16 protein-coding genes and 1 CRISPR repeat array (1 of these 17 running past the window's edge) are annotated in these 21630 nt (G+C 65.3%); of the genes, 7 read left to right on the top strand and 9 right to left on the bottom strand.

What is annotated here, in order from left to right:
* A CRISPR array of direct repeats spans positions 1–201; the repeat unit is 24 nt; unit sequence GCTCCGGTTGCAGTCGGAGGTTGT; it reaches 6 nt to the left of the window's first position.
* Positions 202–232: 31 nt separating this feature from the next.
* The gene (locus MVA47_RS02510; protein WP_247206536.1) at positions 233–853 is read right to left on the bottom strand and encodes a TetR/AcrR family transcriptional regulator; all 621 of its coding nucleotides are present in this window, start codon (positions 851–853) and stop codon (positions 233–235) included.
* Positions 854–917: 64 nt separating this feature from the next.
* Here MVA47_RS02510 and MVA47_RS02505 point away from each other — a divergent pair, with 64 nt between their 5' ends.
* Positions 918–1325: a RidA family protein gene (locus MVA47_RS02505; protein WP_099382623.1), complete on the top strand. Its 408-nt coding sequence runs from the start codon at positions 918–920 to the stop codon at positions 1323–1325.
* Positions 1326–1376: 51 nt separating this feature from the next.
* Here MVA47_RS02505 and MVA47_RS02500 read toward each other — a convergent pair whose 3' ends face one another.
* On the bottom strand, positions 1377–2165 hold the full coding sequence (locus tag MVA47_RS02500; RefSeq protein ID WP_247206535.1) for a sulfite exporter TauE/SafE family protein: 789 nt from the start codon (positions 2163–2165) through the stop codon (positions 1377–1379).
* Positions 2166–2316: 151 nt separating this feature from the next.
* On the opposite strand from MVA47_RS02500, the gene MVA47_RS02495 reads away from it, so the two are divergent.
* Positions 2317–2853, top strand: coding sequence for a hypothetical protein (locus tag MVA47_RS02495; protein WP_247206534.1), 537 nt, complete (start codon positions 2317–2319; stop codon positions 2851–2853).
* Here MVA47_RS02495 and MVA47_RS02490 read toward each other — a convergent pair.
* Positions 2850–3953 (bottom strand): NAD(P)/FAD-dependent oxidoreductase, encoded by a 1104-nt coding sequence (locus MVA47_RS02490; protein ID WP_247206533.1) that lies wholly within the window; start codon positions 3951–3953, stop codon positions 2850–2852. The genes MVA47_RS02495 and MVA47_RS02490 overlap by 4 nt on opposite strands.
* A 104-nt stretch (positions 3954–4057) precedes the next feature.
* Here MVA47_RS02490 and MVA47_RS02485 point away from each other — a divergent pair, with 104 nt between their 5' ends.
* Both MVA47_RS02485 and MVA47_RS02480 read left to right on the top strand, forming a co-directional pair.
* Complete coding sequence (locus MVA47_RS02485) at positions 4058–4687, top strand: TetR/AcrR family transcriptional regulator (protein WP_247206532.1); 630 nt, start codon at positions 4058–4060, stop codon at positions 4685–4687.
* Positions 4688–4717: 30 nt separating this feature from the next.
* Positions 4718–5131 (top strand): RidA family protein, encoded by a 414-nt coding sequence (locus MVA47_RS02480; protein WP_247206531.1) that lies wholly within the window; start codon positions 4718–4720, stop codon positions 5129–5131.
* On the opposite strand, the gene MVA47_RS02475 is transcribed toward MVA47_RS02480, so the two are convergent.
* Genes MVA47_RS02475 through MVA47_RS02460 form a run of 4 tightly spaced genes read right to left on the bottom strand, consistent with a single transcriptional unit; the run spans position 5128 to position 17039 of the window.
* Positions 5128–6432, bottom strand: coding sequence for a lysine N(6)-hydroxylase/L-ornithine N(5)-oxygenase family protein (locus MVA47_RS02475; RefSeq protein WP_247206530.1), 1305 nt, complete (start codon positions 6430–6432; stop codon positions 5128–5130). The genes MVA47_RS02480 and MVA47_RS02475 overlap by 4 nt on opposite strands.
* Positions 6429–8249 carry an ABC transporter ATP-binding protein gene (locus MVA47_RS02470; protein ID WP_247206529.1) on the bottom strand — a complete coding sequence of 607 codons (1821 nt, stop codon included), beginning with the start codon at positions 8247–8249 and terminating at the stop codon, positions 6429–6431. The genes MVA47_RS02475 and MVA47_RS02470 overlap by 4 nt, the downstream gene beginning before the upstream one ends.
* Positions 8246–9907: an ABC transporter ATP-binding protein gene (locus tag MVA47_RS02465; protein ID WP_247206528.1), complete on the bottom strand. Its 1662-nt coding sequence runs from the start codon at positions 9905–9907 to the stop codon at positions 8246–8248. Before MVA47_RS02465 ends, MVA47_RS02470 begins: the two co-directional genes overlap by 4 nt.
* A gap of 49 nt (positions 9908–9956) precedes the next feature.
* Positions 9957–17039 (bottom strand): non-ribosomal peptide synthetase, encoded by a 7083-nt coding sequence (locus tag MVA47_RS02460; protein WP_247206527.1) that lies wholly within the window; start codon positions 17037–17039, stop codon positions 9957–9959.
* A gap of 200 nt (positions 17040–17239) precedes the next feature.
* On the opposite strand from MVA47_RS02460, the gene MVA47_RS02455 reads away from it, so the two are divergent.
* From MVA47_RS02455 to MVA47_RS02445, 3 genes are all read left to right on the top strand, one after another.
* On the top strand, positions 17240–18175 hold the full coding sequence (locus MVA47_RS02455) for a methionyl-tRNA formyltransferase (protein WP_247206526.1): 936 nt from the start codon (positions 17240–17242) through the stop codon (positions 18173–18175).
* A 115-nt stretch (positions 18176–18290) separates the two neighbouring features.
* On the top strand, positions 18291–19607 hold the full coding sequence (locus MVA47_RS02450) for an NAD(P)/FAD-dependent oxidoreductase (RefSeq protein ID WP_247206525.1): 1317 nt from the start codon (positions 18291–18293) through the stop codon (positions 19605–19607).
* 22 nt (positions 19608–19629) lie between these two features.
* Positions 19630–20352 carry a pyrimidine reductase family protein gene (locus MVA47_RS02445; RefSeq protein WP_247206524.1) on the top strand — a complete coding sequence of 241 codons (723 nt, stop codon included), beginning with the start codon at positions 19630–19632 and terminating at the stop codon, positions 20350–20352.
* 25 nt (positions 20353–20377) lie between these two features.
* On the opposite strand, the gene MVA47_RS02440 is transcribed toward MVA47_RS02445, so the two are convergent.
* Positions 20378–20986: a flavodoxin family protein gene (locus MVA47_RS02440; RefSeq protein WP_247206523.1), complete on the bottom strand. Its 609-nt coding sequence runs from the start codon at positions 20984–20986 to the stop codon at positions 20378–20380.
* 57 nt (positions 20987–21043) lie between these two features.
* Positions 21044–21550 (bottom strand): CinA family protein, encoded by a 507-nt coding sequence (locus MVA47_RS02435; protein ID WP_247206522.1) that lies wholly within the window; start codon positions 21548–21550, stop codon positions 21044–21046.
* Between the last annotated feature and the right edge of the window lie 80 nt (positions 21551–21630).

Here is a 21630-nt window from a genome sequence, read left to right as displayed (position 1 = left end):
GTTGCAGTCGGAGGTTGTGTGGCCGTGGGGGTAGTTCCTCCGATTGCGGTCAGATGCTCCGGTTGCAGTCGGAGGTTGTCGCCGGAACCGGAGGGTGTGCGCTACCCAGCGCTCAGGCTCCGGTTGCAGTCGGAGGTTGTGTGGCCGTGGGGGCAGTTCCTCCGATTGCGGTCAGTTCCTCCGGTTGCAGTCGGAGGAAGTCGCTGGAGTCGGAGAGTGTGCGCCGTGTTGGTCAGATGCCGGGGATGTTGGGTTTCCATCCCAGTCGCACCGACCGCTTGCACGTGTCCGCTGCGTCGCCTGCACCGGTCAGCAGCGAGGTGAGCATCGCCGCACCGTGATGGATTGCCTGCGGCGGCAGCGGTCCGGTGACCACCAGCGACACCAGTCCGTGCCCAACCATCCAGCATTGCGTCGCAAGATCGAGTGGGTCGACGTCATCACGCACCCGTCCATGCTGTCGGGATCGCGCCACGGCCTGCACGAGATGCTCCAAGGTGTTGTCGGCGGCAGCGGGATCTTCCAGTGCGATGCCGTCTTCGAACATCACCCGGTAGAGGTCGGGGTTGTGTGCCGCATTGGTGACGTACGCCGCAGACAGTGCCACAAGGTCTTTGACCGGGTCGCGGGTGACCGGGACCTCTTGCAGAAGTGCCTCCAGCCGGGTGAACCCCTCCTGCCGCACTGCCATCCGCAGGCCGTCCATCCCGCCGAAGTAGGTGTACACCGCCATCGTCGAAACACCTGTCCCGTCGACGAGCGCGCGCAGGGTGATGGATTCGCGCTGACCCAACATCACCGCTGCGCGCTCGACCAACAGGGCACGTACTGCCGGATCTCTTCTTCTGACCACTTCTCCACAATACATAACACTGCTATGGTTTGAGGGACCGCAGGACCTCGAGAAGGAGATTGCCATGCCCGTGACACTGATGAACCCTGATGGCTTGCCGAAACCCGATGTGTATCGGCAACTCTCGGTTGCCACCGGATCCCGGATGGTGTTCCTCGCGGGGCAGGTCGCTCGCGATGCCGATGGCAAACCTGTGGGGGAGGGCGACCTCGCCGCACAGGTGGAGCAGGCGTACCTCAACATCGCCACGGGACTGGCCGCAGTGGGTGGCACCTTCGACGACGTCGCCAAACTGACTGTCTACGTAGTGGATTGGAGCGAAGAGAAGTTCCCGCTCCTGGGTGAAGGCGTTGGCCGCGCGGCGGCGAAGCTGGGGGTGGACCCCACCAAACCCATCACGCTCCTGGGTGTTGCGTCCCTGGGCGAGCCTGATCTGCTGGTCGAGGTGGAGGCCACCGCGGTACTGCCCTGAGCGCTGCAGCTGTGCGCTCGTGGCCTCGGGCCCGGAGCAACCAACTACAGGTCAGACGAGCAGTCGCCACAAACCGATCAGGCCGACCAGGACGATCACGCCCCGCAACGCCGACGGTGACAACTTCCGGCCGTACTTGGCGCCGATCACTCCACCGAGGAGCGAGCCGATGGCGATGAGACCGGCAGCGGCCCAGTTGATTCGGTCGAACGCAACGATGGTGTAGGTGACCGCGGCGACGACATTCACGATGAGGGAGAGCAGGTTCTTGGCGGCATTGAGGCGTTGCAGGTTGTCGGAGACGAGTACGCCCATCGCGCCCATCAACAAAATGCCTTGTGCCGCAGTGAAGTAACCGCCATAGACACCGACGAGCAGTGTCGCCCCGGTGACCAGCGCCAGGCGCGTGGGACTGAGCACAGTGTCGTTGTTGTCGTCGACGGGTGCCGAGGCCATCCGAGAGGCTGTCCAACGCTGGATCCTGGGCTGAAAGATCACCAGTGCCAGGGCGAGGACGAGGAGCACCGGGACAATCGTCTCGAATGCCTTTTCCGGTAGGTGCAGCAGCAGCCAGCTGCCGATGAGTGCTCCGACGAACGAGGCGGGGATCTGCCACCGCAGCCGCGGCCACTGTCCGCGCAGTTCACGCCGGTAGCCCCACGTCCCCGATACGCCACCGGCCACCAACCCCACGGCGTTGGTCATCGTCGCGGTCACCGGGGCGAACCCGAACGCAACCAGGGTGGGGAACGTGATGAGTGTTCCGCTGCCGACCACCGCGTTGATCGCTCCGGCGCCCACGCCGGCGATCAGGATCGCGACCACTTCCCAGACAGACATTGCTTCACCGTGCCACGGGCGTCGAAGCGGGTTGGTGGCGGCCTCGCGTAGATGTGGCCGGCGTGCGATGACGCGGACGGGCGGTCCCCGGCCACGCCCGTGCCTGAACTAACGTGGGCCAGAAGGTTGTGATCGTTGGGTCGAGGGGGTGATGGATGTGGCGTGGCTGATCGTCGTCGCCGCGGTGGTCGTCGCCGTGCTGATGCTGCTCGGGGGCCTGTGGTTCGCCTACGACTCCAACAAGCGGGTGCGACGGTTTGCCCGCTCCACCGACCTGGTCCCGGGCAAGCCTGGGCGGGCGCCCGCCGAATGGACCACAGCCACGGTGCCAGAGGCTGTCCTGCACCGACGTATCCGCTACGCGATGGGCCTGGTGTACGAGAACCCTTCGCTGCGCAGTGACGACGAACTCCTGGCCGCACGAGGACGCCTCGACGATGCGGTGTTCGAGCTCGATGACCGACTCATCGCTGCCGCGGCGATGCCGGAGAAGAGCAGCGACACGTTGCGCGACATCGGGTGGTCGGTGCGCTGGCTCGAGTTGCTTCCCGGCGAGATCTTCTACGCGTCGAAGACGAAGGCGCTCGCCGATATCGACGCGACGATCGCGAACCTGCGCCGTCCGGTCGAACCCCCGCCCGAGGAACCGGAAAATCCCGACGATCCGGACAACGACCGAATTCTCTAGCGATCATCCACGATCGACGCCACAGCCTCTGCGATCGACAGGCAGGACGTCAGGCCGGGTGATTCGATGCCGAACAGATTCACCAGTCCGGGCGTCCCGTGTGCGGCGGGGCCTTGGATGAGGAAGTCGCTGTCCCCGTCGCCTGGGCCAGACAATTTGGGCCTGATTCCGCAGTAGGCGGGTACCAGTGAGTCGTCCGGCAGGCCGGGCCAGTAACGCCGGATCGCTGCGTAGAACTGATCTGCTCTGGCGGCGTCGACGTGGTAGTCGATGTGGTCGGTCCACTGGACGTCCGGGCCGAACCGTGCCTGGCCGGTGAGGTCCAGTGTGAGGTGTACGCCGAGACCGCCGCCGACAGGTACGGGATAGACCAACTGCGAGAACGGAACTCGGCCGCTGTCGAGAACAAAGTAGTTGCCCTTCGCCAGAAATCGCCTCGGGATGGTCTCTGGTGGTAGACCTTCGATGCCTCGTGCGACATCCCAGGCGCCGAGCCCGGCGGCGTTCACCACGTTTCTGCAGCTGATCGCTGTGCCGTCTAGCTCGATGGCGAGCTGCCCGCGCCCGATGTGCCCGCGCGTCATCTTGGTGCGCAGAGCGGTTGTCGCACCGGCGTCTTCGGCATCGCGATGCAGGGCCCTCATCAGTCCGTGGCTGTCGATGATGCCTGTCGACGGGGAGTGGAGCGCGCCCGCACAGTCGAGCCCGGGTTCGATCGAGGCCAGGTCGTCCCCACTCAGTAGCCGAAGGTCGTCGACCCCGTTTACGGCCGCCGCAGCCGCGATCGCGTCGAGGCGGGCGAGCTGGTCGGAATCAGTGGCGACGATGAGCTTGCCGATCCGCCGGTGATCGATGCCCCGGTCGTTGCAGTAGCGGTACAACATCTGCCGACCGACCACACAGTGCCGGGCTTTGGCGCTGCCCCGCGGGTAATAGATGCCGGCGTGGATCACCTCGGAATTGCGCGAGCTCGTCTGTGTGCCGATCGCATCCGCCTCGTCGATCAGCACCACGTCCCGCCCGCCCAGGGCCAGGCGCCTCGCGACAGCCAAGCCGACCACACCTGCGCCGATGACCAGGCAATCGACGGTCACGGTCATGGTGACAGTCTGACGCATCGCTACCGTGCCGGCGAGACTGTTCGGCCAGGTCGGCGGACGAGGCGCTCTGGAATCTTCGTACCGTATGGTGATACGGTACGAACATGAGTGAAACTAAACCGGGTCGCAGCCGCCGAGCGGGCGGTTCGAGGCGCACGGCCGTGCTCGACCAGGTGATCGCGACACTCGCGGACCGCGGGTACGGCGGTACCCGCTACACCGACGTCGCCGTCGCGTCGGGTGTGGCGGTGAGCACGCTGCAGGGCTATTTCGGCTCCCGTGAGGACATGCTGATCGAAGCCTTCGATCGTGCCACTTCCATTGCGGTGGAAGCAATGAACGAGTTCGCGGCACGATTCGACGATCCGTGGGAGCAGCTCGTAGCGATGGTCGACCGCGGCCTGGCCACGGACGTTGCCACCTGGCGAATGCTGATGGAATTCTGGACCGCTGCCGCGCACGATGTCGAACTGCAGCAACATGCCGCCACGCTCGCAGAGCAGTACCGCAAGCCCTTCGCCGATGCTGTCCGGCGCGGGATCGATGCGGGTGACTTCCGCCCCCGCTTCGGCGCGGACGCCATCATCGAGGTGGTGGTGGCGAACATCGTCGGTCTGTTGTATCCGGTTGTGCTCGAACATCTGTCACCAACGGACGCTGACTACCGCGAGGTGGTTCTCGCTCAACTTGCATTCGCCCTCAACACAACAGAGCACAACCCGACCGACGTCTGAAGGACGTCTCGATGAGAAACAGGTGAAGTCATGTCCCACACCATCGTCAACCCCGAGGGGCTGCATGACCCGGTTCCGTTCGGGTACAGCCACACTGCGAGCGTTCCGTCCGGCGCAGAGCTGGTGTTCGTCGCGGGCCAATACGGATCGGGCCCGGACGGCATGGTCACCTCGCCAGACTTCGCCGGACAGGTGAAGCAGGCCTTCAGCAACCTCGGTGTCGCTCTCGCCGCCCACGGACTCGATCTCGGCAACGTTGTCCAACTCAGGACCTATGTGGTGGATCCCGACTTCGAGAAACTCGGGGTGATAGGCCAGGCAGTGCAGGGCAGCGGCGCCGCACCGCCCACGCAAACGGTCATCGGAGTTGCAGGACTTGCAATGCCGGACATCCTGTTCGAGGTCGAGGCGGTGGCTGCCCGGCCCCTGCCTGACCAGACCTAGCCCAGCCTCCCGCGCGAAAGTGTCGACACCGCCTCGCCTTTGCGGTCGCGGGCCACGGACTTCACGATCTCCCCGGTGCGAACGGCGATGTTCGACAGCAGTGACGACGAGATGCCGTGCGTGTGTTCGGTTCCGCCCTGCAAGAAGATCCCGCCGGGCAGGGGTGAGGTGGTGATGAGGCGGTAATCGCGAGCGACCTGGGGGCCGGCAGCGTCGTAGGCCACGCTGTCCGTCAGATCCCCCAAGATCTCCTTGAGGTCGAGCGGATCGAAACCGGTGGCGCACACCACCGCATCACAGACGATGTCCTCGGTGAGGCCTGTCGGCTCGTGACGAACGGTCACCGTCACGTCGGTGTCCGATTCGACCACCTGGGTCACCTCGGAGGCGCCGTGGACGAACAGGCGCCGTTGGCCGCGCACTCGTTCGTCGTATTCGCGGGCGTACAACTCCTCGATGAGCGGGAGGTCCACCGCTGAGTAGTTGGTGCTGCGGTGATAGTTCTGCAGCCGACGGCGGAACTCGGGAGCCGACGAGTGGAAGTCGTTGACCGCGTTGGGATCAAAGATCCGGTTCGCATAGGGACTGTCGTCGGCGGGCGTGTATCCGTACTTGGCGAACACCGCGTGTACTTCCGCACCGGGATAGTTGGTGTGCAGGTACTCCGCGACCTCGGCTGCGCTTTGGCCGGCGCCGATCACCAGGAAACTGTTGGCGGTGGGCTCGGGCAACTCGGCGAGGTGTGGCAGTAGTTGGTGGTTGTGGAAGACCCGCTGCGACGCTGTGATCCCGAGGGGGAGCCTGGCCACCAACCCGGCTGCGACAACGATGTTGCGGGCCCTGACGATCCCCGCGTGCCGCCCTTCCACGTGGATCTCGAAGCAGTCTCCGGAGTTCTCGATGAGCACAGCCCGGGTGCCGTACGAGACGTCGGCATCGACCTTGCGAGCCGCCCATTCCAGGTAGTCGTGGAACTCGTGACGGGTAGGAAAGAAGGTCTGGAAGTTGACGAACTCCGTGAGCCTGTTCACCTCCGCGAGATAGTTCAGGAAGGTGTACTCGCTGCGAACGTTGCGTTGTGTCGCCAGGTCTTTGAGGAATGACACCTGCATCGTCGTGCGAGGCAACAGCATTCCGGGGTGCCAGCGGAACTGTTCTTTGCCCTCCACGAATCGGGCGGTGATCCGCTGGTCTGGGTCCAGTCCGGAGTTCAGTTCCTCCACTGCAATGGCGAGTGCGAGGTTCGACGGACCGAAACCGATTCCGAGGACGTCGACGACCTCCGTGTTGTGGTCATTCATTGCTCCGCGTCCCTTCCGTGTCCTTGGATCGTCCATGCCGCCCACATCCGGGCGAAAAGTCCTTCAGAAGCCAGCAGTTGAGCCGGCGTTCCCTGTTCGATGACCGTGCCGCGATCGAGCACGACCACCTCGTCGCACTGCATCGCCTGACTGAGCCGGTGCGCCACCACCAACGTCGTTCGTCCGGCCGTGGCAGCAGCCGCCGAGCGCTCCAGATCTCGTGCGCCGAGACTGCCCGCCTCGGCGGTGGCCTCATCGAGTACGGCGATCGGCGGGTCCACCAGGACCAGCCGGGCGAGTGCTATCTGCTGAGCCTGCGCATCGGTGAGCTGATGGCCGCCCTCGCCAACCACTGTGTCCAGACCACCGGGCAGCTCGCGGACCCACTCGAGTGCCCCGATGGTGTCGAGCGCGGCACAGACCTCGGCCGTGCCGGCCGACGGCCTGGCCAGACGGAGATCGTCGATCAGTGGTCCGGCGAAGACATGGACCTCTTGACTGACGGTGGCCACGTGTTGCCGGACGACGTCGGTAGGCAACGTGTCCAACGGGACGCCGCCGATCATCACCGATCCCGATGTCGGGGTGAGGTTTCCGGCGACCATGGCCGCCAGCGTCGACTTGCCCGCGCCACTCGCTCCGATCAGCGCCACTCGGGTGCCCGCCTCGATGCGAAGATCGATCCCCCGAAGAACGGGCCGGCGTGCGTCGTAGCCGAAATGAACGGCGCGCACTTCGACGGTGCCTTCCCGAGGTGTCGCGCCGCCGATCAGCGTGTTGTCGATCTGGGTGTCGGCGGGGGCGTCGGAATCGACGTCGGTCGAGATGGCCACGCCGATCAGCCGGGACAGGCCGGCCGCTGCGAGCTGGAGGTCGGCGAAGCTGTACAGGATCATGCCGATCGGATTGAAGAGGCGATGGAACAGCAGCGCGGCGGCTGTCGTTGCACCCACCGACACGGCACCGTCCTCGACGAGCATGAAGCCCACCACCAGAACTGCTGCCAGACCGACGAACTCGGCACGGTTGACCCGGCCGACCATGCGGGTGAACACCGTGAATGCGGCAATGGAGATGTCGCGGGCCGCAGCGGACTTGGTCTCGACGATGCTCGCCTGCGATGCCTCGAGTCCGTACGCGTGCACGGTGCGAAGGCCGGTGAAACTTTCCACCATGGCCTGGGAGCGCTCGCCGACTGCACGCCGTTCGGCAGCGTAGCGCGGGGACGACCGAGGCAGGTACCAGTGCAGAGCCAGCCCGTAGAGCGGCAAGGCGGCAGCACCCGCGAGGCCGAGGCGCCAGTCGAGACCCACCATCGTGGCGATGCTCACCGCGGTGAGGATGGTCGCGATCACCACGGTGGGCAGCACGGTGATCACGGCTTTGGTTACGGCCGCAACGTCATTGGTGACGCGCGACAGCAGGTCGCCCCGCCCGGTTTCTTCGATCACCCGGGTGGGCATGCGGAGCGCCCGCCGGACCACGCTCTCACGGAGGTCGGCAAGCAGTCCGGCCCCCAGAGAGGCCACGGAGTAGACCGACAGTCCCGCAGCCACTCCGCCGACCAGCGCGGCGGCAGCGGCAACCGCGGCGATGGACAACAGGACGGAGGTACCGGCACCGGCGACCACACGATCGACCAGCACTCCCAGGGCCAACGCCGGAGTCACCGATGCGATTGCGGCAAGGGCGGATACGGCGATGACACGGGCCACCGCCGCGCGATGGTGGGCCAGGGCAGCGGCGAGCCACGACCTGGTCTGTCGTCCGGTAGCGACCGGGAGGACCCGAGTTTCCTCGTGCAACTCAGGAGTCATCGCAGGACCGCCTCGCGGTACCGGTTGTCCATGGCGGTCAGATCGGCGTGCGCGCCGTCGCGTTCGGCCCGGCCTCCGTCGACGAGCACAACACGGTCCATCACCGACAGCAGGGTTGGGCTGCTGGTGATCACAACAGTGGTGCGGTCGGCCCGTCGCTGATGCCGAAGACGATGGACATGGTGCGCCACAGTGCGTTCGGTGACGGCGTCGATCGATGTGGTGGGGTCGTGCAAGACCAGTACAGCGGGGTCGGCGAGCAGCGCGCGGACAAGTGCCAATCGCTGTCGCTGCCCTCCCGACAGGGAGTAACCACGGTCCGCGACCACGTGATCGAGACCGTTCGTGTGGGCGGCGGCCACGTCTTCACCGGCCACCGCCCGTAACACCTCGGCGACCGCGCTGGGGTGGAGGTTGTCGTCACCGGCGCGGAGGTTGTCCATGACGGATCCTGTGAAGAGGTCAGTCGCATGCGGAGCGATCAGCAGCGGTCGCGGCCGTTCGGATGTGTCGGTGCATTCGGCGGGCACGTTCGACACCCAAACGCCACCCGCCGACCGTGTGGCAACGCCGGACATCAGGGCGAGTATCGCGTGGGCGTCGTGGGCGCTGGTGGCGACGATGCCCACGCATTCACCGGGTTTCACGATGAGGTCGAGGCCGCGCAGGCTGTCGTACTCGACGCCCCGGAACTCGATGCCGTGGGGTCCGGGTCCGAGCGGCATGGTCGCCCGGGACTTCACCACGTCGGCGTCTGAGATGAGCGCGAGTCGTTCGGCTGATGCGCGGGCGGTCGACACCTTTCCTGGCAACATCGAGAGCACGGCGAGGGGCTCGAGGAAGAACTGCGCGATCCCCAGCACGGTCACGAGCTCGCCGACGCTGATCCGGCCACTGAGCGCGAACCATCCGGCAGCCGTGGCGACGCCCACCGCGAGGATCGCGCTGATTCCTGCGGCCGCCCCCATGAACATGCCCTGCCCACGCGCTGCGCGCCGCATCGCAACCAGCGCATCTTGGCTCGACGTCTGGTAGCGCGACGCGGCCGCTTCCTCGGCCCCGATACCGCGCAGCGGTCTCAGGCCGGCGATGAGGTCTGCCGCTGATCCCGACGTCTCGGCCACGCCCTGTTGCTGAGTGATCATCTGTCGCGTCAAACCTGGTGCGGTGAGCTGTAATCCGAGCAGCAGCACCGGAACGCCGACGAACACGGCCAGTCCGAGTGGGATGTCGATGACCAGCAGCGCGCCGCCGCACACCGCGACGGCGGCCAGGGCACCCGCTGCCTGTGGCAGGTACCGGAGCAGTGCCGCGGTTTCGTCTGTATCGGTGCCCGCCACCGCCATCAGTTCCCCGCTACGCAGATCGGTGTCCAGCATCGCGCGGTCGAGCACACGGCGGGTGGCCTGAACACGTAGCCGATGCGCCTGATCGAGGGCGGCACGCATCGCGAGCCGTGCGCCCAGTCGGTAGCAGATCGTCAGCGCCACGAACACCGCGGCGAGCCAGGTGATTCCGGTGGCGAGAGAACCAAGATCGCCGTTGGTCACCGCCCGGTCGATGATCACGCCGATCAGCACGGGGACCGCAACCTCACAGGCCTGATGGAGGCACAGCAGAAGTGCTGCGCCGGCCAGCAGCGGGGCGTTGCTTCGCACACTGTCGCGGAGAATGGTTGCACCGGACCGTGTGTGCCGAGGCCTCATGTCAGTGTTCTCCGCCGACGAGTGTCACGTCGGACCGGCGGGCGAGATGACGTGCGATGAAGGGGCCGGCGAGACGAAGCGCGGCGGGGCTGCACATCTGCCAATGGGTGAACGGGATGGCAAGCGTGGAGATCTCACCTTTCACATGCGACAGCCACGAGTCGGCAGCAGCCGTGGACCCCGGCGAATCACCGTCAGCAGTGACGAAGAACAGGTCTCCGGTGTAGATGCCCGGTGAATGCTCCCGCAGCAGTGTGCTGTTGTGCTCGGCGAAGTCGACCAGGCGCTGAACCTGATGACGCTCGATGCCGTGTGGCAGATCCTCGATCACCGCGAGTACGTCGTTGAGGGAATCTGCGGACGTTGCTCCCAGTTGCTCCAGTACGGCACCGCCGAATCCGAGTCCCGCCAGCAGATCTCCCGCGTGGACGGATTCGTCGGCTGCGGGCACCGGTGGTGATGCAAAACTGTCCAGCATCACCAAGCTGGCCACTTGGCCACCCTGTTCTTCGATCAGCACAGCCATCGCATGCGCGAGGACGCCGCCGAGGGACCAGCCGAGCAGATGGTAAGGGCCGTCGGGCTGTATACGCCGGATCTCCGCGACGTAGCGTGCGGCCGTCGCCTCTATGGACCGTGGTGGCTCGGTGTCGTCGGTCCCGGGTACCTGGATGCCGTAGATCGGCCGATCCAATGGCAGATGCTGCACCAGAGGTCGATAACACCAGGACAATCCGATGATCGGGTGTATGCAGAAGAGCGGTGCTGCCGAGCCGGTGCGGCGGATCGGCAGCACCACGTCGAGGGCGGCGTCGTCCTGAACGGGATCGGTCAGGTCGATCCGTCTGGCCAACGCCATCGGGGTGGGGTCGGCGAACAGCCACTGCAGCTGGACTCGTCGGCCCAGTTGCTCACCGATCGCGCCGACCATGGCGATGGCCGACAGGGAGTTGCCGCCGAGTGCGAAGAAGTCATCGTGCACGCCGACTTGCTGTCGTTCGAGTGATCGAGCGAAGGCAGCCGCGACGACGACTTCGGTATGTGTGTTCGGAGCTCGGTACGGAGTCCGAGATTCGAAAGTTGCTGCGGGCAGGCGTTGTTCGTCGAGCTTTCCGGTCGGTGTGACCGGGATGGCGGCCACCGCGACTATTGCGGCAGGCACCATGTGCCGGGGAAGGAACTCGCTGACAAACCCCACGAGGTGCTCGGTGTCCGGCGGGTTGGAGTGTGTCGATGGCACCACATACGAGACCAGGGCCGGCTCGCCGGTGGGGGTGGCGGTGCCGACGGTGACGGCTTGTCCGACCGCCGGATGTTTCAGCAGAACCGCGTTGATCTCGTCGAGTTCGATGCGGTGTCCGCGGATCTTGACCTGGCTGTCGGTGCGTCCGTGATAGCGCAATTCCAGTTCTGCAGTCCAGGCGACCGTATCGCCGGTGCGGTACATCCGGTCGCCCGGTGCACCACATGGATTGGCGACAAACCGTTCTGCTGTCAGGCCGAATCTGCGGTGGTAGCCGCGGGCCAGGCCGGGGCCGGTGAGATAGAGCTCGCCGGGCACCCCGACCGGGACCGGATTGAGGCGGCCGTCGAGCACGAGGAGCGTGAATCCGTGCACTGCAGCGCCGATGGTGACCGGTTCGCCCGGCCGCAGATTGCCGACGGTGGCTATGTCGGTGGTTTCGGTCGGCCCGTATCCGTTGCGCATCTGTCGGCCGGCAGCCCACCGGTCGACCAGCGCTGCGGACACTGCCTCACCGCCGACACCCAGCACCCTGACATCGGGAAGGTCGTCGGAAGCGAGCGCGGCAAGCATCGTGGGTGTCATCAGGGCGTGGGTCACTCGCTCCGACCGGATGAAGTCGCCGAGCGAAGCCGGTGACAGGTGCGGGGGTGAGATGACGAGGGTGGCGCCTGCGGAGAGTGCGGCGATTTGTTCGCCGATGGCCATGTCGAAGCTGGGTGAGGTGTTGTGGAGGAATCTCGAGTGGGGTTCGACGAGGTAGTTGTGTTTTCTTTCGGCGGCGAGGTTTGCCAGTCCGCGGTGGGTGATGACAACACCTTTGGGGGTCCCGGTGGAGCCGGAGGTGTAGATCATGTACGCGGGATGGTCCGGTGAGACCTGGGGTTTCGGCCCGAATGGGATGCCATCGCCGGGGGCGGCGAGCTGTTTGTCGATCACCAGCCACTGCACCGTGTCGGGTAGCTGTGAGCGGAACTCGCTGGTGGTGATGCCCAGTCGGGCGCCCGAGTCGGTGAGCATGTGTGCGATGCGGTCGGCCGGATAGTGCGGATCCACCGGGACAAACGCCGCACCGGTCTTGGCAACCGCCCACATACTGCGCACCGAGTCCGCAGACCGGGGAAGTGCGATGGCGACGAAACGTTCTGGTGCGGCACCATGTTCCTGCAGGACTCGGGCGCAGCTGTCGGCCCAGGCGTCGGCCTCTTGATAACTGTGCGCACGGCCATCCCAGATGACCGCGTCGTCGTCGGGGCGTTGCCGCACGGCCGTGTCGATCAGTTGGGCCATCGACGCTGCCGGTACAGATGCCGGGCCGCGTACGGGTACCAGCTTCGCGTTCTCCTCGGCGGTCAACAGCGGCAGGTCTGCCAGGGGCGCGGCGGCGTCAATGGCCACCGCATCGAGGATCTGAACAAGACGGTCGGCGAAATCTTGTGCCGAGCGGCGATCGAAGAGGTCGGTTGCGTAGCGCAGGGACCCACGCAGGCAGTTGTCATCCGGGGCCGGCTCGGTGATGGAGAACGCGAGTTCGAACTGGGCGATACCTGGGTCGAGGGGGACGGGAGTCACAGTGAGGCCCGGGAGCTCGAAGCTGTCGGGTAGCCCGGGTTCGAAGTTCAGAACCACTTGGAACAGCGGCGAATACGCCTGGGTGCGCGGCGGTTGCAAGATGTCGACGAGACGCTCGAATGCGACATCACCGTGGGCGTACGCACCGAGGTCAACGGCTCGGGTCTGGGTGAGAAGGTCGGCAAAACCGGTTTCGAGGTCCACCTGTGTCCGCAGGACAAGCGTGTTCACGAACATGCCGATGACGTCGTCGAGCTGTTCCTCGCCACGACCTGCGATCGGCGTGCCGATCGCGATGTCCTCGGTACCGGACAGCCTTGCGAGGAGGGTGGCCAGTGCGGCGTGGACGACCATGAACATGGATGCACCACGTTGTCGCGCGAGTTCACGCAGCGCGGCGCCGGTCGAGCCGCTGATCTCGAAGTCGACGGACGCTCCGCGGTGTGAGGCGACGGCGGGCCGTGGGCGGTCGGTGGGCAGATCGAGCACCGCGGGCAGGCCTTCGAGTGTTTGTAGCCAGTATCGGACCTGCTGTGCGGCAACAGAATCGGGATCGTTTTCCGAGCCGAGGACACGATGTTGCCACAGCGTGAAATCCACGTACTGGACGGGCAGCTCGGGCCAGCTCGGCGTAAGCCCTTCGGTGCGTGCGTTGTAGGCGAGCATGACGTCGCGAGCGAGTGGTCCCATGGAGACGCCGTCGGCGAGGATGTGGTGGATCACCAGTACCAGCGTGTGGTCGTCGGCGGCGCTGCGAAGCAACCGGCTCCGGATGGCGACCCCCGCCGCGACATCGAAACCGTCACGGGCGAGCGTCAGCACGGCCGCGGCGATATGGTCGGCCTCGATCGGTTGCGGGGTGAGGTCGAGCGACACCGCAGTCGGTGGCAGAACCACCTGCCTGGGTCCTCCGTCGTCACTCGGGAATGTGGTGCGCAGCGACTCGTGGCGGCGGATCACGTCATCGACAGCTGCCGTGAGGGCACTCGTATCGAGTTCTCCGGTCAGTCGGACGGCCAACGGAAGATTATATGTTGCAGCCGCAGTGTCGAACTGGTTGAGGATCCACATGCGCTGCTGCGCCGGGGACAAGGGTAAGCGGGCGGGGCGATCGCCCCGTCGCAGAGGCGGACGCGCTGTCTGCCCGGTGGTTCCCGCCGCCGCGGCGATGCCGGACACAGTCGGACTCTCGAAGACCGTGCGAACGGTCAACCCGGTGCCCAACTCTGCATTGACGCGGGAGACCACCCCCATCGCGGACAGTGAGTTGCCGTGCAGGTCGAAGAAGCTGTCGTCAGCCCCTACGTCCTCCTGGCCGATGTTCAGCACCTCGGCAAACGCTGCTGCGACAACACGTTCGGCGTCGGAACCCGGCGCACGGTAGGCGCTACGGGTGAGTTCGGGTAGAGGTAACGCCCGTTCGTCCAACTTGCCGGTGGGGGTCAGTGGTAGCGCGTCGATCAGCACGACCGCCGCCGGTTGCATGTGGCGGGGGAGGTTGCGCGCGGCCAACTCACGAAGACGGTCTGCCGAGCGCGGGTCACCCACCACATACGACACCAAAGCCAGATGGCCGTCGGCGAGTTCGCGTACCGCTGTCCGGACGTGCCGGACATCCGGAGAGGACCGGAGCACCGCGTCGATCTCGCCCAGTTCTATTCGATGCCCACGAATCTTCACCTGGCTGTCGGCTCGTCCGTGATAGCGGAGCTGGTGGTCGGCAGCCCAGCTGACGACGTCCCCGGTCCGGTACATGCGATCGCCGGGGCTGCCGAACGGATTGGCTACGAACCGTTCTGCGGTCAACGCATGTCGCCGGTGGTAACCACGGCCGAGGCCGGGTCCGGCGAGATACAGCTCGCCGGGTACACCGGCAGGCACAGGTTGTAGGCGGGCGTTCAGTACCAACAGTTCGAAACCGTGCACGGCGGTACCGATCGACACCGGTTTGTCTGCCCGCAGGATGGAGACGGTGGCGATGTCGGTGGCTTCGGTCGGTCCGTATCCGTTGCGCATCTGTCGTCCGACGGCCCAGCGGTCCACCAGGTCACCGGTCACCGACTCGCCTCCGACCCCGAGCACCTCGAGGGAGACCAGCGCGTCCGGATCGAGCGCCGACAGCATGGTCGGGGTGATCAACGCGTGGGTGATCCGTTTGGCGACAATCCAATCGGTCAGCTCTGAAGGGCTCAGGTCAGGGGGTGAGATGACGAGGGTGGCGCCTGCGGAGAGTGCGGCGATTTGTTCGCCGATGGCCATGTCGAAGCTGGGTGAGGTGTTGTGGAGGAATCTCGAGTGGGGTTCGACGAGGTAGTTGTGTTTTCTTTCGGCGGCGAGGTTTGCCAGTCCGCGGTGGGTGATGACAACCCCTTTGGGGGTTCCGGTGGAGCCGGAGGTGTAGATCATGTACGCGGGATGGTCCAGCGAGACCTCGACGTCCATTGCGCCGGTCGTCGACGCGGTTACCTCGCTGTCGATCTCCAGTTCGTCGATCACCAGCCACTGCACCGTGTCGGGTAGCTGTGAGCGGAACTCGCTGGTGGTGATGCCCAGTCGGGCCCCCGAGTCGGTGAGCATGTGTGCGATGCGGTCGGCCGGATAGTGCGGATCTACCGGGACAAACGCCGCACCGGTCTTGGCAACCGCCCACATGCTGCGCACCGAGTCGAGCGACCGGGGCATAGCGATGGCAACAAACTGCTCGGTGGATGCGCCGGCATCGTGTAGCTCTTGGGCCAGTTGATCGGACCAGGCGTCCACCTGGCGATAGGTAAGCGTCGTGTGCATCTCCAAGGCGACGGCATCCGGGCCGGTCAGCACTGCGGCCCTTGTCATTTCGTTCAACGTTGCCGGAGGCACGGCCGCCGGGCCACGAGATGGCACAAGCGCGCGGCGATCGTCGGCTGTCAAGACATCGAAGCCGTCGACGGCAGCGTCGGGTGGGGCTGTGGCCATCGTCTGCAGGAGCGTGACGAACCGGCGGTGGTGTGCGCGCAGCTCATCGTTTCCGTAAGCGTGCCGGTTGGCCTCGAAGTCGACGCGGGTGTTGCCGTCGGCACTCGGGTAGAGGTTCACCGACAAGTCGTGGACCGGACCGGTCGACAGGATCTGGAACCGCCCGGTGACCGGCCCCAGACGGATGTCCGACGGGAAGTTCATGATGTTGATGACCGGCCCGTAGAAGCCGCGGGAGTCCTCACCTGCACCGAGGTCGCGTCGCAGATCCTCGGCCCGATAGCGCTGATGGCGCAGGGCCCCGGTGAGCTCGAGCTGGATGTGCGAGACGAGGTCCCCGACTGTTGTCGTCGGCGTGATCGACGCGCGGATGGGCACGATGTTGGACACCATCCCGCCGGACTTGCGAAGCACCGCGTTGGTCCGGCCCGACACCGGCAGGCTCAGGACCACGTCCGCCGAACCGGTGGTTCGGGCGATGTACACGGCGAGGGTTGCGATCAAGAGTGGTGTCTCGAAGGTCTTCAATCTCGTCGAAGCGGCCTCGAGTTGCCGGGTGACCTCGGTTGAGAGGAGCTCACCGACTCGCCGTGGTCTGACGTCGGGCGCCGATTCGAACGGCGACAACGATTGCGGCTCGGGGAGATTCGCGGCCTTGGCCAGCCAGTAGTCGCGGTCGCGCTGGAAACGGCTGGACGACCGGTAGTCGTTCTCGGAGGTGATCAGCGCCTGCAGTGGAGGGACAGCCTGGGTGTCGGCCTCGCGTCCGGCCAGCTTTGCGGTGTACATCTCGGCGGCACGATTGATGAACAGGATGGCGCCGTAGCCGTCGATGACGATGTGGTGGATGCAGGAGTACCAGAGGTAGTGCTCGTCGCCGACGCGGAGCACCGCACCCTTGATCAGCCGATCGGAGAGCAGATCGATCGGCGCCGAGTAGTTCGCGTGAATCCATTCCTGCGCGGCCAGTTCGGGATCGTCCTCGCCGCGCAGGTCGATTCGCTCGAATCGATCCGAGAGGGTCTGGTCGACCACCTGGAACGGCTCACCGTCGATCTCGACGAGGCGGAGCATCCCGCAGTCGATCTCGTGCATGCAGGCGCGGACCACGTCATCGAGCAGATCAACGTCGAGTGGGCCATGGATCTCCGCGTAGTTCGCGATGACGATGGGCGTGTGGGGCATCAGGTGCTGGGCGAACCAGATACCGCGTTGGGCTGCGGTCAGCGCAAACGGTGCCGATCCGGCAGCTGGAGTGGTCGGGGAAGGCGCCGAGGGGGTGGGGTTCCCGGTCAAGGTATGTGCGGAATCCACCTGAGGATCTCTTCTGTCCGGAGCGCGCTGACCCACTCGGCGAGGCCCCGTTGCATCGCTGGGTGAGTTTAGGGAATGCTGCACTAACTTCAATGGTGAATGTAGGTTTGCATAACCTATCTCTGTCGGTCAAGCTGAACGCACATTTGTGGTGCACTCGCGGGCGCCACGTACTTCCGACGACTGAAGAGGCCAGTTTCATGCGAGTAGCGACCTTTGGCTACCAGACCTGGGGACACAAGACTCTCGAAGCACTCATCGAGTCGGATCACGAGGTGGTCCTGGCCGTCACCCACCCGCCGAGTGAGCACTCGTACGAGTCCATCTGGTCGGACTCCGTCGAGGAACTGGCCCGGGCCAACAACATCCCCGTCCACCTCGCGCAACGACCCGACAGCGAACTGATCGAGCAGGTCAAGCACGCCGAGCCCGACATCATCGTCGCGAACAACTGGCGCACCTGGCTACCGCGTGAACTCTTCGATCTACCGCCGCACGGCACCCTTAACCTGCATGACTCATTGCTGCCCAAGTTCACCGGTTTCTCGCCGGTCATCTGGGCGCTGATCAGCGGGGAGAAGGAGGTGGGCCTGACCGCCCACCGCATGGATGACGACCTCGACACCGGTGATGTGGTGGTGCAGCGGGCCGTGCCGATCGGGCCTCGTGACACGGCCACCGATCTCGTGCGCGCAACCATCGACATCATCCCCGAGGTCCTGATCGAGGCCCTCGACCTCATCGAGTCGGGTGAAGCCGTCTGGAAGCAGCAGAACCTCGCCGACCGCACCTTCTTCCACAAGCGCGCGGACATCGACAGCCAGATCAACTGGAACTGGCCCGCCGAGGACATCGATCGCCTCGTCCGCGCCCAATCGGATCCCTACCCCAACGCCTTCACGCACTTCCGTGGCGAGCGCATCCGGATCACCAAGGCCTCGGTCTCGGCAGGCATCTACGGCGGCACCCCCGGCCGGGTGTTCATCCACGAGGGGGACGGCATGGTGATCGTGGCCGGAGCCGACGCATACCGCGGAAAGAACCACGGACTGGTCGTGGAACGACTGCGGACCGAAGACGGTGTGGAGCATGCGGGCAAAGACTTCTTCCCACGCGGTGGCGGCTATCTGACGTGACGCCGCGCGCGGCCATGAGTCAGGCCCGGTCATGACCCGAACCGCATAACATGATTCGAGTTGTGAACAAGCGGGTATCGCTGCGCCGTCTTGCAGCGAAAGGAGTTGACACCGAATGACTGCACCCGGCCGGCCCCATGTGTTGATCGTGGGTGGAGGATTCGGAGGTCTCTACGCGGCAAAGCGCCTCAAGCGCGCCGATGTCGCGGTGACCGTTGTCGAGCGCGGCACCAGTCACGTGTTCCAGCCGCTGCTGTACCAGTGCGCCACCGGCCTGTTGTCGGAAGGCTCCATCGCAAGTCCTCTGCGGCACCTGCTGCGCAATCAGGACAACGCACACGTTGCGCTCGGCGAGGCGAACGCCATCGACACCGAGGCGCGAGTGCTCACAGCGAGCCGCTTCGACGGATCGACCTTCGAGCTGAAGTACGACTACCTCGTGGTCGCTGCAGGAATGCAGCAGGCGTACCACGGTCACGAGGAGTACATCCAGTGGGCGCCGGGTATGAAAACTCTCGACGACGCGCTGACCATCCGCCGAAAGTTGGTGGCCGCCTTCGAGATGGCCGAATCGCTGCCCACGCCTGAAGAACGTAAACCCTGGCTGACGTTCGCTGTCGCGGGCGGGGGGCCGACCGGTGTCGAGCTCGCCGGGCAGATCCGCGAATTGGCCACGCGCGCACTGACACACGAGTTCCGGTCGATCGACCCGGGTGAGGCGCGAGTGCTACTCCTGCACGGTGGTGAGCGAGTCCTGGAGTCGTTCGACAGCAAACTCAGCGACAGCGCGTTGCGCACACTCGACAAGGTGGGCGTCGAGACTCACCTCGGCGTGCACGTCACCGACGTGACCGCGACGGACGTGGAGATCACCACCAAGGCCGAACCGAAGACCAAGACCCGGTTCGACACCCGAACGGTGTTGTGGACGGCAGGCGTGGAAGCGGTACCGTTCGCACGGACGCTGGCCACCGCCTTGGGCGCCGAGCAGGACCGGTCAGGGCGAATCGCAGTCGAGGCGGACCTGTCCGTTCCGGGCCACCCCAACGTGTTTGTTGTCGGAGACATGATGTCGCGCAACAAACTTCCCGGCGTCGCCGAGGTTGCCATGCAGGGTGGGCGGCACGCCGGGGCGGTGATCGCCGCCGCGGTGGAGGGCAAGACCAAGAAGAGGCGGCCGTTCAAGTACCGAGACCTGGGCAACGCGGCGTACATCGCACGGCATCACGCGCTGGTGCAGGCCGGTCCGCTCCACATGTCCGGGATGATGGGCTGGCTCTCGTGGGGAGTCATCCACATCGCGTTCCTCTCCGGTGCGCGCAATCGCACCGGCACCCTGATGAACTGGGCGGCCACGCTGGCGACCGGATCGAGACGTGAACGCGCGATCACCTATGGCGATCCCGAGACGGCTCGTAAACCGTATACATGACGGGCCGGTCGGATCGCGTGAGATGAGCAGCAACACTGAGGTCACCGTACTGACGGCGACAGACACGGTGGCGCCGATCGACTTCTACAGCGATCCGCCGGACGGTGTGCGCGTCAACATGGTGAACACGCTGGACAACGAGGCGGCATTCGACGGCCGCGTCGCCGCGATCTCCGATCCGACCGACCACCAATTGCTCCTGGATCTACGTGCTTTCGCTGATGTGTTGCTCGTCGGAGCGGGGACAGTGCGTGCGGAGTCGTACGGTCGAGTGATCCTGACGGAGAGACAGATAGAGCTCCGCCAAGCCAAGCTGGGTCTCACCGGCCGGCCACCGGTTGCGGTGGTCACCTCCAAAGGGCGACTGCCGAAGGAATCTCGGTTGTTCGGTGTCGAGCCCCGGCCGTTGCTCATCACGACCGCGGTGGCCGCCCAGGAGGGTGCGCCTGATGACGCTCAGGAGACGATCGTCGCCGGCCACGACCGAGTGGATCTTCCGCAGGCGATAGATGCTCTGCGGGAGCGTGGATTTCGGCGGATCCTGTGTGAGGGTGGGCCGTCGCTGCTGCATACCCTGGCAGAGCACGACCTGATCGATGAGATGTGCGTGACTGTGTCACCCATGATTGCCGGCGCGCAGGGTGGATCACCGAGGCCGGGGACCACTCTGGATGGACCTCGGCGGATGAAACTGGCACATGTGCTCTCGCACAACGATTTTCTCTATCTGCGGTACACCCGCTGATCTTTGAAAGCCGTTTGGCGGGCGGTCAGTAGGGCGGGTATTGTGCTGACCTCAGCTGCGCGGCCAGATGGGCCGCGTTCCTCGCCACGGTGGCAGTGGTGGTGGCCACGGGCTCAGGTGTGTCATCCAGGTCGTTGTAGTCCGTCCCCTGCATCGCCTCACCGTTCCAATAGGTTCCGCCCTGCGCCGGAATCGTGAAACCGATGTCGTTCAGCCCCTGGAAGAGATCTGCTGTGATCTTGTGTGCGCCGTCTTCGTTGCCGACCACCGCCGTCACCGCGACCTTGCCCACCATGGCCGGCCGCCCCTGATCGTCGGTTTCCGACAGTTCTGCGTCCAGGCGCTCGAGGACACGTTGGGCGACACTCGACATGTGACCGACCCAGGTCGGGGTCGCCACCACGAGGATGTCGGCTTTCCGGATCGCGTCGCGGATGACCGGCCACTCATCGCCGTCGCCCATGTCGCCTTCCACTCCGGGCTTCACGTCGTGGTCCACCACGCGAATCTTCGAACCCGACACCCCATGGGTCTCGAGTTGGGCGAGCACCTGTCCGGCGAGCAACTCCGTACTCGACGGCGCCGGTGACGGCTTGAGGCTGCAGATCAGGGCGAGGGCACTCAGTTCAGACATTGCTCTGGGATAGCCATCGCCGACGTACCCAAAACATGGAGACGGCCGGTCGGGCGGCTACTCGCCGGACGACTTCGCCCGATCGACGAGTATGCGCACCGACGCAGCAACTGTGGCGGCCAGAACGTCGGGCGGGTCGCCTTCGAACACCCGCTTTGTGGCCTCCACGGAGCCGTGGTCGAAGACGCCGAACCAGACCGTACCGGGTTCCTTGTCCTCCTGCGGTTCGGGTCCGGCCTCTCCGGTGACCGCAACTGCGAGGTTGGCACCCATCAGCTCTGCCGTACTCCGTGCCATCGCCAGAGCCGCTTCTTCACTGACGACCGGCCCCTCGGGCACCTTCAGCAGCGAGTACTTGACCTCCTTGCGATAGGCGATCACGCCACCGCAATACCAGTCGCCGGAATCTGTTGCCCGCCCGAGCTGCGATGCCAGGTTGCCCGCCGTCAACGATTCCGCGGTGGCAATGGTCAGCTCCTTCTCGCCGGCCAGCTTCGCCAGTTGCTCGCACATCTCCTGCACCTCGTCCTCGGTGGGGACGCGGTCGTCTGGGTCGGAAATCATGTTTCTTCACTCTCCTCGAGCATGGTGGATGGCCGTTGCAAACATATTGCAACAGTTGCCATTCGGTTCGCGGGAGTGGT

The organism is Williamsia sp. DF01-3 (assembly GCF_023051145.1).
Classification (GTDB): domain Bacteria; phylum Actinomycetota; class Actinomycetes; order Mycobacteriales; family Mycobacteriaceae; genus Williamsia.
This window is presented reverse-complemented; position numbering and strand designations above follow the sequence as displayed.